The sequence below is a fragment of the Allobosea sp. Leaf344 genome, from assembly GCF_001426225.1.
Lineage (GTDB): Bacteria > Pseudomonadota > Alphaproteobacteria > Rhizobiales > Beijerinckiaceae > Allobosea.
The window spans coordinates 56,774-68,506 of record NZ_LMRT01000001.1 but is presented as its reverse complement, the minus strand read 5'-3'; the positions used below and the strand labels follow the sequence as shown (position 1 = coordinate 68,506).

Here is an 11,733-nt window from a genome sequence, read left to right as displayed (position 1 = left end):
GCGACAGAAGTCCTGCCGTGTGAGGGCAGAGTTGGCAATATCGAGCTAATCACGTTTTGCCGCGGTTGAAGTTCCGCGCGCCGAACAATTTTTCGCCACGCTTCGGCCGCGAAAGAATCCGGGAGCAGGAACCATGCCTGCCAGGCCTGGCCGATTATGGCGCAAAGCCTCCGGGCGCGCGGCTTCCTTCCGCCCCATATCCCGGGCATAAGCGCCGGCATGACCGCAGATGACGCAGCCCTTGCCCCGTTCTGGCGCAGGATTCCGCTCGAGGAAATGAGCCGCGAGCAATGGGAATCGCTCTGCGACGGCTGCGGCCGCTGCTGCCTGCTGAAGCTCGAGGACGAGGATACCGGCGCGATCCTGGCCACCGATGTCGGCTGCCGCCTCTTCGATGCCGGCTCCTGCCGCTGCCGCGACTATGCCAACCGCTCGCAGACCGTGCCGGACTGCGTCACCCTGACGCCGGAGACCGCTCGCAGCCTGGCCTGGCTGCCGCCGACCTGCGCCTATCGGCTGGTGGCGGAGGGGCGCGACCTGCCCTGGTGGCATCCGCTCGTCTCGGGCGATCCCGACACGGTCGTCGCGGCGGGCGTCTCCGTGCGCGGCCGCGTCCATGCCAGCGAGAGCGAGATCGACGAGGAGGATCTGCCGGACCGCATCGTCAAATGGCCGCTGCGCTGGCCGAAAGCGGCGCGCGGTACGCGCTAGTCGGGCCCGCGGCGCCGGTCTCTAATAGTTCTGCGCCGCCGCGCCGCACCGGCCCGGGAGAGGGCGCGCGGCGGCGCCGCAGATTGATTGTTCTCCCGGTTTTGGGCATGACCGCGCGACATCGCCGCCCCTCGCGGAGGCGGTCGATGAATGCACCGCACAGGAAACTTCTGCAGTGCAATAGCGTTGCTGCGCTGGCTCGAACCGGAAAAGGCTTGAACGATGGCTGGTGGGAAATGGGTTTACACCTTCGGCGATGGCAAGGCCGAAGGTGAGGCGGGCATGAAGAACCTGCTCGGCGGCAAGGGCGCGAACCTCGCCGAAATGAGCAATCTCGGCCTGCCCGTGCCCCCCGGCTTCACCATCACCACCGAAGTCTGCACCTGGTATTACGACAACGACAAGCGCTTCCCGCCCGAGCTCGACGCCCAGGCCAAGGCGGCGCTGGACGAGATGGCGCGGCTGACCGGAAAGGTCTTCGGCGACCCGGCCAACCCGCTCCTGGTCTCGGTGCGCTCGGGCGCGCGCGCCTCGATGCCGGGCATGATGGATACGGTGCTCAACCTCGGGCTCAACGACGTCACGGTCGAGGCCGTCGCCAAGGCCTCGGGCGATGATCGCTTCGCCTGGGACAGCTATCGCCGCTTCATCACCATGTATTCCAACGTCGTGCTCGACGTCGATCACGGCCATTTCGAGGAGGCGCTCGAGGATTACAAGGAGCGCAAGGGCCTGCATCTCGACACCGATCTCGGCGCCGAGGACTGGCGCATGCTGGTCGGCAAATACAAGGAGATCGTCCGCAAGGCGCTCGGCAGCGACTTTCCGCAGGATCCGGAGGCCCAGCTCTGGGGGGCGGTCGGCGCCGTCTTCTCCTCCTGGATGAATGCCCGCGCGATCAAATATCGCGAGCTGAACAATATTCCGGCCGCCTGGGGCACCGCCGTCAACGTCCAGTCGATGGTGTTCGGCAATATGGGCGACACCTCCGCCACCGGCGTCGCCTTCACCCGCAACCCCTCGACCGGCGAGAGCGCGCTCTATGGCGAGTTCCTGATCAACGCGCAGGGCGAGGACGTCGTCGCCGGCATCCGCACCCCGCAGGACATCACCGAGAAGGCGCGCAAGGAGGCGGGCTCCGACAAGCCCTCCATGGAAGTGGCGATGCCCGAGGCCTATGCCGAGCTCTGCCGCATCTACGGCATTCTGGAGCGGCATTACCGCGACATGCAGGATATGGAATTCACCATCCAGGAGGGCAAGCTCTGGATGCTGCAGACCCGCTCCGGCAAGCGCACAGCCAAGGCCGCGCTGCGCATCGCGGTCGAGCTGGCGCAGGAAGGGCTGATCACCCAGGAAGAGGCCGTCGGCCGCATCGAGCCGGGCGCGCTCGACCAGCTGCTGCACCCGATGATCGATCCCAAGGCCGAGCGCCGCATCCTGACCACCGGGCTGCCGGCCTCGCCCGGCGCCGCGGCCGGCGAGATCGTCTTCAATTCCGACGATGCCGAGAACGCCCGCAAGGCCGGGCGCAAGGTCATCCTCGTCCGCGTCGAGACCTCCCCGGAGGATATTCACGGCATGCATGCGGCCGAGGGCATCCTCACCACCCGCGGCGGCATGACCTCGCATGCGGCGGTGGTGGCGCGCGGCATGGGCAAGCCCTGCGTCTCGGGCGCCGGGCAGATCCGCGTCGATTACGCCAAGGGCACGATGAGCGTCGGCCAGACCGTGCTCAAGGCCGGCCACTTCATCACCATCGACGGCGCGGCCGGCCAGGTCATGCTGGGCGAGATCAAGATGCAGCAGCCGGAACTCTCGGGCGAGTTCGGCACGCTGATGGGCTGGGCCGACAAGGTCCGCCGCCTCGCGGTGCGCGCCAATGCCGAGACGCCGGAGGATGCGCGCACGGCACGCGAGTTCGGCGCGGAGGGCATCGGCCTGTGCCGCACAGAGCACATGTTCTTCGACGAGGACCGCATCCAGCCGATGCGCGAGATGATCCTCGCCCATGACGATGCCGGGCGCCGCGCGGCGCTGGCCAAGCTGCTGCCGATGCAGCGCCGCGACTTCGTCCAGCTCTTCACCATCATGCAGGGGCTGCCCGTCACCATCCGCCTGCTCGATCCGCCGCTGCACGAATTCCTGCCGCATGGCGAGGCCGAGATCGCCGCCGTCGCCGCCGCGCTCGGCGTGACGCCGGACGCGCTGAAGCACCGCGCCACCGAGCTGCACGAGTTCAACCCGATGCTCGGCTTCCGGGGCGTGCGCCTCGCCATCGCCTATCCCGAGATCGCCGAGATGCAGGCCCGCGCGATTTTCGAGGCCGCGGTGATCGCCGCGCGCGAGACCGGCAAGCCGGTGATCCCGGAGGTGATGGTGCCGCTCGTCATGGGCGTGGCCGAACTCGACCTGGTCAAGGCGCGCATCGACGCCATGGCCAAGGCGGTGATCGGCGAGAGCGGGGTGGAGCTGACCTACCAGGTCGGCACCATGATCGAGCTGCCGCGCGCGGCGCTGATGGCGGAGGAGATCGCCAGGAGCGCCGAATTCTTCTCCTTCGGCACCAATGACCTGACCCAGACGACGCTCGGCATCAGCCGCGACGATGCCGGCTCCTTCCTGGGCTCCTATACCGCCAAGGGCATTCTCGCCAACGACCCCTTCGTCACCATCGACCAGGAGGGTGTCGGCGAATTGGTGAAGCTCGCCGCCGAGCGCGGCCGCCGCGCGCGGCCGGACATCAAGCTCGGCATCTGCGGCGAGCATGGCGGCGACCCAGCCTCGATCGGCTTCTGCGAGAGCGTCGGGCTGGACTACGTCTCCTGCTCCCCCTTCCGCGTCCCGATCGCCAGGCTCGCGGCCGCCCAGGCGGCGCTGGGCGCGGTGAAGCAGAAGGAAGGCTGAGAGCGGGTTCCGCTGTCATTGCGAGCGTGAGCGAAGCAACCCAGCGCGTCGAGCTCTGCCGCCCCCTGGGTTGCTTCGTCGCTGACGCTCCTCGCAATGACGGCCCTGTCATTGCGAGCGCAGCGAAGCAACCCAGCGCGTCGAGCTCTACGGGCCCTAGGTTGCTTCGTCGCTGCGCTCCTCGCAATGACGTACACCCGTCATTGCGAGCGTTAGCGAAGCAACCCAGATCGTAGCGCTCTACGCCCCCCTGGCTTGCTTCGTCGCCAACGCTCCTCGCAATGACGAACCAGCGCTTCCGCTGGACCCGCGTTGCAAATTGTGCTAGCCCATCCCATGTAAGACGAGATGCGGCCGGGTTCTGGCCATTTATCCTGCGGCTCTATCCGCCGGTACGATTCAGATCCACCACACATCGCTACAAGACCAGGGCTGGGCGTCCGCGCGTCGGGCCTTGGGTCACAACCCATACGCGGATCTGAAACGTAAGGACTAGCTTCCATGGATAAGGGCACCGTCAAGTGGTTCAACGCCACCAAGGGCTATGGCTTCATCACCCCGTCTAACGGCGGCCAGGACATCTTCGTCCATATCAGCGCCGTCGAGCGCGCCGGCCTGCGCGAGCTGGTCGAGGGCCAGGTCGTCTCGTACGAGCTGGTCGCCGATCGCAAGACCGGCAAGTCCTCGGCCGGCAACCTCGCCATCGCCTGAGACTGCAGAGTGCCGGGCGGGTCCGCCCGCCCGGCTCCATCGACGACACCTCCCGGCGCTGTGGCTTAGCGGTTCGCCGGCAGGGAAGAGCAAATGATCATTGGCCGGGCGCAAACCGGCGGCACAGCCGATACCCACATGTGCCCCTTGCGTCACGGCGTCCGGAAAGACCTGTTTTGACACAATTTACCGACCTCGGCCTGGCCGAGCAGCTCCTCAAGGCGCTCGCTGCCGAAGGTTACACCACGCCCACGCCGATCCAGGCCCAGGCGATTCCCCCGATCCTCCAGGGCCGCGACCTGCTCGGCGCCGCCCAGACCGGAACCGGCAAGACCGCAGCCTTCGCGCTGCCGCTCTTGCACCGGCTCCTGACCAATCCGCGCCGGATGGAGACCAGGCAGGTCCGCGCGCTGATCCTCTCGCCGACGCGCGAGCTGGCAGCCCAGATCGAGACCAGCATCCGCGCCTATGCCAGCTTCTCGACGGTCAAATCGACCGTGGTCTTCGGTGGCGTGCCGGTCGGCAAGCAGATCCGCGCGCTCGGCCAGCATGTCGACATCCTGGTCGCGACGCCGGGCCGCCTGCTCGACCTCGTCGACCAGCGCGCCGTCTCGCTGCGCGAGATCGAATATCTCGTGCTCGACGAAGCCGACCAGATGCTCGATCTCGGCTTCATCCACGCGCTGCGCCGGATTGCCACGCTGATCCCGGCCAAGCGCCAGACGCTGCTGTTCTCGGCGACCATGCCGAAGCCGATCCGCGACATCGCCTCGGCCTATCTCAAGGACCCGGTCGAGGTTTCGGTCGCGCCGGTCGCGACCACGGCCGAGAAGATCGACCAGCGCGTGATCTTCACCGAGGCGAGCCAGAAGCCGGCTTTGCTGGCGAAGACGCTGAGCGTTCCCGAGATGGAACGCGCCATCGTCTTCACCCGCACCAAGCACGGCGCCGACAAGGTCGTCCGCCAGCTCGAGATCGCCGGCATCAAATCGGCCGCGATCCATGGCAACAAGAGCCAGGGCCAGCGCGAGCGGGCGCTCGGGGCCTTCCGTGACGGCGAGCTGCGCATCCTGGTCGCCACCGACATCGCCGCCCGCGGCATCGATGTCGACGGCATCAGCCATGTCGTGAATTTCGACCTGCCCAACGTCTCCGAGACCTATGTCCACCGCATCGGCCGCACCGCGCGCGCCGGCGCCTCGGGCGTGGCCATCGCCTTCTGCACGCCGGAAGAGCGCGGCGATCTCGCGGCGATCGAGAAGTTGACCCGCGTCGCCATCACGCCGATCGGCGAGGTGCCCTATTGGGACGGGCGCACCCCGAAGAAGCCCCCGCAGAACCAGGGCCGTGGCGGCCGTGGCCAGCAGGGCGGCGGACGCGAGGGAGGCTCCGGGCGCGACCATGGCCGGCCCTCCGGCCAGCGCCAGGGCGCCAAGCCCGCCGGCTCCGGCCAGCGCAACGAGGCGCCGCGCGGCGAACGCGCGGCCCGCAGCGAGCAGCCCGTCCAGCGAAAAGACTCCGCTCCCGCCAAGGAAGGGCTTGGCGGCGTTGCTTTCTTGCAGCAAAGAACAGATCAACGACGCACCAACGGCGCCCGGCGGCGCGCGAACTGACGCGCTTTCCGTCAAGCCGGACCGGATCGGCCCTCGTGCCCGTCCGGTCCAAGCGCCTCTGGGCACACGAAGGACGAACGCATGGCTAAAGAAGAACTGCTCGAATTCGACGGCACCGTGGTCGAGGTGCTGCCCGACGGCAATTACCGGGTGAAGCTCGACAATGAGCACATCATCCTGGCCTATGCCGCCGGCAAGATGAAGAAGAACCGCATCCGGACCATCGCCGGCGACCGCGTCGTCGTCGAGATGTCGCCCTATGATCTCGACCGCGGCCGCATCAATTTCCGTCAGAAGACCGCGGGCCCGGGCCCTGGCGTCCCGCCGCGCAACCAGAACTTCCGCCGCCGCTGAGCGATGGGCCGGCTGACCCGCCACGAATTGCTCCTCGTCGCGGTCGGCGCAGCCCTCGGCGCCTGTGTCGGCTTCGCCGCCCAGGCGGGGCTGCTCGGGGCCGCGGACACCGTGCCTCCCTTCATCTTCCTGCTGTTCGGGCTGGGCCTCGCCGAAATCGCGGCCGGTTACGTCACGCAGACGCCGCCCGGTGCGCTGATCCGCATGGGAGCGCGCATTCTCGCCTTCGCCATGGGCCTCGGCGTGCTCATCCTCGTCACCGGCCGTCTGGCCTGATCGGCACCCGACCAAAAAAAGCCCCGGCCGAAGCCGGGGTGATAGGTGTCTATCCGTGACGATAGGGTCTGGCAGTCGAATTCAGTAGCCCGCACGCGCCCAGTGACTGGCGCCGGGCTGCAGCAGCACCGTGCGGTGCCGCGTCTCGTAGACCGGGGGGATGCTGTGGCGCACGACCTGGGTCGGCGTCGTCATCACCCGGCGGTGCCGCTGGGTATAGACCGGCGGCACGATCTCATAGGCGACGCTGGCGGGAGCGATCTCCACCCTGCGCTGCTGATAGCCATATTGCGCGGGCGTCTCGACCCAGCAGCCGACCATGCGGCCATGGGCGTCGCGGCGGACCTCCCAGCGCTTGCCGCCGGGGGACAGCAAAACCTTCTCCGAGACCATTTCATATTGCGCCGGGCGATGATGGGCGACCTTGCGCGCCGGATGGATCATCACCGTCTCGGTCAGGGTCTCGTATTGCGCCGGGACCACCTCGGACTGGATCTGCTCGGGCCGCGCCAGATAGGTTTCGGCGACGGAGCCATAGACCGGCGGCGTCTGCACGAGGGTGTAGCAGGCCTTGCCCTGGCAGGGGGCGGGGCGGCAGGAGGCGCCATAGCACCCGGCCTGGGCAGCGGCGGTGCCGAGCGTGAACACGGCGCTGAGAGCCGAGGCTGTGATGGCGATGCGCTTCATGTCCTGTCGACCTCACCTCGCGATGTCCATGCATCGCCTGCCAGGCCAGAAAGCCGCAGCCACGTGATGAACGCAAGGTAAACAGCGAAACAAGGTAAAATTAACCATTTCGCATCCGAGCGCACTGTTCATGCAGATTGAAAATGCGTGCAGGGCTTCGCTCGCATTTGAGCGATCCGCCCGCTTTCGAGGGCGCTTTCTGCAGCCGGGCCGTGGCCGGCCCCGGGGCGGCTGAGATCGGCGCGCTCCACGTATCGCTCGGGCCGCGCCATCGCGAACGGCCGAGACGGGCGCCGACCATGAATACTTTCATTATAAAAGCTATAAACTAAATGATTTGAGTTGTCGATCGAGCGATACTATAAGAACGCCGAATCTGCCCAAACGGCAGTCCTGCACGCGCAGGAGGATGGCGCCGATGTTCGTTCCCTTCCTGATCATGTTGCGCGAAGGCGTCGAGGCGGCGCTGATCGTCGGCATCATCGCGAGCTACCTCGTGCAGACGGGGCGTGGCCGGGCCCTGAACGCCGTGTGGCTGGGCGTCGGCGCCGCCTGCCTGCTCTGCCTCGCCACCGGGCTGAAGCTGCACCGGGCCGCGGCCGAGTTCCCGCAGAAGGCGCAGGAGCTGTTCGAGGCGGCGGTCGGCCTGCTGGCCGCGATCATCCTCACCTTGATGGTGTTCTGGATGCGCGAGGCCGCGCAGTCGATCAAGGCGCGGCTGCATGGCCGGGTCGACGAGGCGCTGTCGCGCGCCGAGGGCGGCGGCCTCGCTCTGGCCGGGATGGCCTTCCTCGCCGTGGCGCGGGAGGGGCTGGAATCCGTGGTTTTCCTGATGGCCGCCTTCTCGCAGGAGGATCTCGGCTGGCAGCCTGCGATCGGCGCCTGCCTCGGCCTGCTCGCGGCGGTGGCGATCGGCGTCGCGGTGTTTCGCTTCGGCCGCCGGCTCGATCTGCGGCGCTTCTTCCGCTGGACCGGGGTGCTGATCCTGTTCGTGGCGGCGGGGCTTTTGGCCGGCGCGCTGCGGTCCGCCCATGAGGCCGGGCTGTGGAACGGGCTCCAGGCCACCGCCTATGATCTCAGCGAGATCCTGCCGCTCGACAGCCTCGCCGGGACGCTGCTGGCCGGGCTGTTCGGCTATCGCGACGCGCCGAGCCTCGGCGAACTTCTCCTCTATCTCGCTTTTCTCCTTCCCGCACTGGCGCTGTTCCTGCGCCCCGCCGCGGCCGGCCGCAGGGCCGAAAAGGTGCAGAATGCCTGATCTCGGTTTGCATGCCGCGCGCGCCCGAAGCTCGCGCTCCCGAAGCTCGCGCACATCCGTCCTGGCCTCGCTCGTCGCGACCCTGGCCCTCATGGCAGCCTCCGGCATCGCCCCGGCCCTCGCGGCCGACCCTCCGCTCGTGCCCGTCACGGTCACCGCCAAGGGTTGCGAGCCCAATGAGCTGACCGTGCCGGCCGGCCGGGTCACCTTCCTGATCACCAATCGCAGCAGCCGCGCTCTGGAATGGGAGATCCTGAAGGGGGTGATGATCGTCGACGAGCGCGAGAACATCGCGCCGGGCTTCAAGCAGCGGCTGACGACGAACCTCGCACCCGGCGCCTATGAGGTCACCTGCGGACTGCTGAGCAATCCGCGCGGCAAGCTCACCGTGCTGAACCCGGCCGGCGGGACCATGCCCGCGGCGGCGCGACCCGGCGCCGCCGAGCTGATCGGGCTCTCGGCCGAATACCGGATCTGGACGCTGCAGGCGCTGGACGATCTCACCCGGGCGGTGGCGGCGAAGGACCGCGCGTCATCCCGCGCGGCGCTGCTGCATCTCGCCCCTCTCGAACGGCTGGCGGCGCCACAGGCGCAGGCGCTGCAGGCGGCGCTGGCCCGCCCCGATGGCGATCCGGGCGCGGCGGCCGCGGCCTATGCCGTGGCGATCCGGGGGCTCTCACCCGCGCCTCAGGAGCTTTTGCGCGGGCTGGCGGATACGGCGCGGCGCCTCGCTGCGGCCGATGCGGCCGAGGCCGCCGCCCTGCTGGTGGCGATCACCGCCCCGGCCGGGCATCTCCTGCCGCTGGTGAAGCGGGCGGATCCGGCGCTCGGCGAACAGCTCGATCGGCAGCTCGCGGCGCTGGCCCTCGCGGTCCAGGCGCAGGCGCCGCTGGAACAGGCCTCCCTGGCTCTGGCGGGCGATCTCGCCCGGCTGCCGGGCGTGCTGGGGCTCGGCTGAGCATGGACCGCGACCAGCCCCGCTCCCCCGCGCGCCGCCACCTGCTGGCCGGTGCCGCCGGCCTGGCCGCCGCCGCGGCCCTGCCGTCGGGCGGGCAGGCGCAGGCGCAGGCGCAGGCCCAGCCACCGGCACCGGCGGAAGCGCCGCTCCTGATCCCGTTCGAAGGGGTGCATCAGGCCGGGATCGCCACGCCGCAGCCCTATGCCGGCCTCGTCGCGGCCTTCGATCTCCTGGTCGAGAGCCGCGGCGAATTGCGGGAGCTCTTCGCCTTGCTGACGGATCGGGCGCGGTTCCTCACCCAGGGCGGGCGCCCGCCCGAGCTCGACCCGCGCTTCCCGCCGGCGGATTCCGGGATTCTCGGTCCCGAGATCAAGCCGGAGCGGCTGACGGTCACCGTCTCGGTCGGCGCCTCGTTCTTCGACGAGCGCTTCGGCTTGGGCAGGCTGTGTCCGCCCGAACTCGTCGCCATGCCGGATTTTCCCAATGATGCGCTGGAGGCGGAGCGCTGCCATGGCGATCTCCTGCTGCAGCTCTGCGCCGAGACGCCGGAGGAGACGCTGCACGCGCTGCGCGACATCATCAAGCACACGCCGGATACGCTCTCGCTGCGCTGGAAGCAGGAAGGCTTCGCCTCGACCCATGGCCAGCGCCGCAGCAAGCCGATCGGCGCCGGGCGCAATCTGCTCGGCTTCAAGGACGGCACCGCCAATCCCGACATCGCCGATGCGGCGGAGATGGCGCGGATCGTCTGGTGCGATGGGCCGGGCTGGATGGCGGGCGGCTCCTATCAGGTCGTGCGGCTGATCCGCAATTATGTCGAGCGCTGGGACCGCACCCCGCTCGGCGAGCAGCAGGCGATCTTCGGCCGCCAGCGCGACAGCGGCGCCCCGCTCGGCCGCAGCGACGAATTCGACGATCCCGCCTATGCCGACGATCCCGGCGGCGCCCGCATCCCGCTCGATGCGCATATCCGCCTGGCCAATCCCGATGGCCGCCGCGGCCTGGCCTCGCCGCTGATCCGCCGCGCCTTCAACTACTCCAACGGCGCGACGCTCTCGGGCCAGCTCGATATGGGGCTGCTCTTCATCTGCTACCAGAACAGCCTGCGCGACGGCTTCGTCGCCGTGCAGCAGCGCCTGAACGGCGAGCCGCTCGAGGAATACATCAAGCCCTTCGGCGGCGGGTATTTCTTCGCCCTGCCGGGCGTCCAAGGCCCCGATGCCATCCTCGGCGACACTTTGCTGCGCGAGGCCGGCATCAGCGCACTCCCCACCCAGAAGGAAGGCTAAGCCATGTCCGATTTCCGTTTCCTGAGCCGGGCCCTGCCGGCGGCGCTGCTCATCGCCGGCGCGCTGCTGGCCGGGCCGCTCGCCGCCAAGGTCGCGCCGGGCGATCTCGTCGCCCCGATCGCCGATTACAAGATCTGGGTGACGCAGGAGACGCAGGCGCTGCGCGACAAGACGCAAGGCTTCGTCGACGCGATCAAGGCGGGCGATCTCGCCAGGGCCAAGGCGCTCTACGCGCCGGCGCGCGTGCATTACGAGCGCATCGAGCCGATCGCGGAGCTCTTCTCCGATCTCGACAAGAGCATCGACGTGCGCGCCGATGATTTCGAGAAGAAGGAGGCCGATCCCGCCTTCAGCGGGTTCCACCGGCTGGAATACGGGCTATTTGCCAAGAATTCGACGGAGGGCCTCGGCCCGATCGCCGACAGGCTGATCGCCGATATCCGGGAGCTCGAGGGCCGCATCAAGACGCTGACCGTGCCGCCGGAAAAGGTGGTGGGCGGTGCCGCCGCCTTGATCGAGGAGGTCGCCAAGACCAAGATCTCGGGTGAGGAGGACCGCTACAGCCGCACCGATCTCTGGGATTTCCACGCCAATGTCGAAGGCGCCCGCAAGATCCACGAGCTGCTGCGCCCGCTGACGACGCGGGAAGCGCCGAAGCTGGTCAAGCGCATCGACGCCAATTTCGCCAAGGTCGACAAGTTGCTGGAGAGCTATGCGGCGCCGGGCGGCGGCTTCGTCAGCTATGAGAAGGTCACCCAGAAGCACCGCAACGCGATGCGCGGCCCTGTGAATGCGCTGGCCGAGGATCTGTCGAAGCTGCGCGGGACGCTGGGGCTGGACTGAGGCGAGGCGGGTGTCGCCAGGACGGCGAGGATGCGCGACCGGCTCCGGGCGCGCATCCCGCGGCCCGGGCGGGCGGGGGTGTCGCCTCATGCGCCGGGCGCGCCCCGTCCTATGCGGTCGGGACCC

General features: G+C 68.6%; 11 protein-coding genes. 10 read left to right on the top strand and 1 reads right to left on the bottom strand.

All coding sequences use genetic code 11. From position 1 onward, the window contains the following. Nucleotides 1-219 precede the first annotated feature (219 nt). The 6 genes from ASG72_RS00295 to ASG72_RS00270 all read left to right on the top strand — a co-directional run bounded on the left by ASG72_RS00295 (nucleotide 220) and on the right by ASG72_RS00270 (nucleotide 6,572). Complete coding sequence (locus ASG72_RS00295) at nucleotides 220-711, top strand: YcgN family cysteine cluster protein (RefSeq protein ID WP_056709805.1); 492 nt, start codon at nucleotides 220-222, stop codon at nucleotides 709-711. A 222-nt stretch (nucleotides 712-933) separates the two neighbouring features. After that, the gene (gene ppdK, locus ASG72_RS00290; RefSeq protein ID WP_056707355.1) at nucleotides 934-3,618 is read left to right on the top strand and encodes a pyruvate, phosphate dikinase; all 2,685 of its coding nucleotides are present in this window, start codon (nucleotides 934-936) and stop codon (nucleotides 3,616-3,618) included. Between the two features lie 501 nt (nucleotides 3,619-4,119). Further along, nucleotides 4,120-4,329 carry a cold-shock protein gene (locus tag ASG72_RS00285; RefSeq protein WP_056707352.1) on the top strand — a complete coding sequence of 70 codons (210 nt, stop codon included), beginning with the start codon at nucleotides 4,120-4,122 and terminating at the stop codon, nucleotides 4,327-4,329. Between the two features lie 176 nt (nucleotides 4,330-4,505). Further along, nucleotides 4,506-5,942 carry a DEAD/DEAH box helicase gene (locus ASG72_RS00280; RefSeq protein WP_056707349.1) on the top strand — a complete coding sequence of 479 codons (1,437 nt, stop codon included), beginning with the start codon at nucleotides 4,506-4,508 and terminating at the stop codon, nucleotides 5,940-5,942. 81 nt (nucleotides 5,943-6,023) lie between these two features. Beyond that, complete coding sequence (gene infA, locus ASG72_RS00275; RefSeq protein WP_056707346.1) at nucleotides 6,024-6,296, top strand: translation initiation factor IF-1; 273 nt, start codon at nucleotides 6,024-6,026, stop codon at nucleotides 6,294-6,296. Nucleotides 6,297-6,299: 3 nt separating this feature from the next. Continuing rightward, nucleotides 6,300-6,572 (top strand): hypothetical protein, encoded by a 273-nt coding sequence (locus ASG72_RS00270; protein WP_056707343.1) that lies wholly within the window; start codon nucleotides 6,300-6,302, stop codon nucleotides 6,570-6,572. Nucleotides 6,573-6,653: 81 nt separating this feature from the next. Here ASG72_RS00270 and ASG72_RS00265 read toward each other — a convergent pair whose 3' ends face one another. Then, nucleotides 6,654-7,259, bottom strand: coding sequence for a hypothetical protein (locus tag ASG72_RS00265; protein ID WP_056707340.1), 606 nt, complete (start codon nucleotides 7,257-7,259; stop codon nucleotides 6,654-6,656). Nucleotides 7,260-7,677: 418 nt separating this feature from the next. On the opposite strand from ASG72_RS00265, the gene efeU reads away from it, so the two are divergent. From efeU to efeO, 4 genes are all read left to right on the top strand, one after another. Beyond that, nucleotides 7,678-8,517 carry an iron uptake transporter permease EfeU gene (gene efeU / locus ASG72_RS00260; RefSeq protein ID WP_056709804.1) on the top strand — a complete coding sequence of 280 codons (840 nt, stop codon included), beginning with the start codon at nucleotides 7,678-7,680 and terminating at the stop codon, nucleotides 8,515-8,517. Between the two features lie 91 nt (nucleotides 8,518-8,608). Next, the gene (locus ASG72_RS21375; RefSeq protein WP_162246171.1) at nucleotides 8,609-9,475 is read left to right on the top strand and encodes a cupredoxin domain-containing protein; all 867 of its coding nucleotides are present in this window, start codon (nucleotides 8,609-8,611) and stop codon (nucleotides 9,473-9,475) included. A 2-nt stretch (nucleotides 9,476-9,477) separates the two neighbouring features. Beyond that, complete coding sequence (efeB, locus tag ASG72_RS00250) at nucleotides 9,478-10,764, top strand: iron uptake transporter deferrochelatase/peroxidase subunit (protein ID WP_056707334.1); 1,287 nt, start codon at nucleotides 9,478-9,480, stop codon at nucleotides 10,762-10,764. 3 nt (nucleotides 10,765-10,767) lie between these two features. Beyond that, on the top strand, nucleotides 10,768-11,607 hold the full coding sequence (efeO, locus tag ASG72_RS00245; RefSeq protein ID WP_056707330.1) for an iron uptake system protein EfeO: 840 nt from the start codon (nucleotides 10,768-10,770) through the stop codon (nucleotides 11,605-11,607). Nucleotides 11,608-11,733 lie beyond the last annotated feature (126 nt).

Bases quoted from the DNA above. Each gene is read 5' to 3' on its own strand.
- ASG72_RS00295 (WP_056709805.1), top strand. From the start codon at position 220: ATGACCGCAGATGACGCAGCCCTTGCCCCGTTCTGGCGCAGGATTCCG.
- ppdK (WP_056707355.1), top strand. From the start codon at position 934: ATGGCTGGTGGGAAATGGGTTTACACCTTCGGCGATGGCAAGGCCGAA.
- ASG72_RS00285 (WP_056707352.1), top strand. From the start codon at position 4,120: ATGGATAAGGGCACCGTCAAGTGGTTCAACGCCACCAAGGGCTATGGC.
- infA (WP_056707346.1), top strand. From the start codon at position 6,024: ATGGCTAAAGAAGAACTGCTCGAATTCGACGGCACCGTGGTCGAGGTG.
- ASG72_RS00270 (WP_056707343.1), top strand. From the start codon at position 6,300: ATGGGCCGGCTGACCCGCCACGAATTGCTCCTCGTCGCGGTCGGCGCA.
- ASG72_RS00265 (WP_056707340.1), bottom strand. From the start codon at position 7,259: ATGAAGCGCATCGCCATCACAGCCTCGGCTCTCAGCGCCGTGTTCACG.
- efeU (WP_056709804.1), top strand. From the start codon at position 7,678: ATGTTCGTTCCCTTCCTGATCATGTTGCGCGAAGGCGTCGAGGCGGCG.
- ASG72_RS21375 (WP_162246171.1), top strand. From the start codon at position 8,609: ATGGCAGCCTCCGGCATCGCCCCGGCCCTCGCGGCCGACCCTCCGCTC.
- efeB (WP_056707334.1), top strand. From the start codon at position 9,478: ATGGACCGCGACCAGCCCCGCTCCCCCGCGCGCCGCCACCTGCTGGCC.
- efeO (WP_056707330.1), top strand. From the start codon at position 10,768: ATGTCCGATTTCCGTTTCCTGAGCCGGGCCCTGCCGGCGGCGCTGCTC.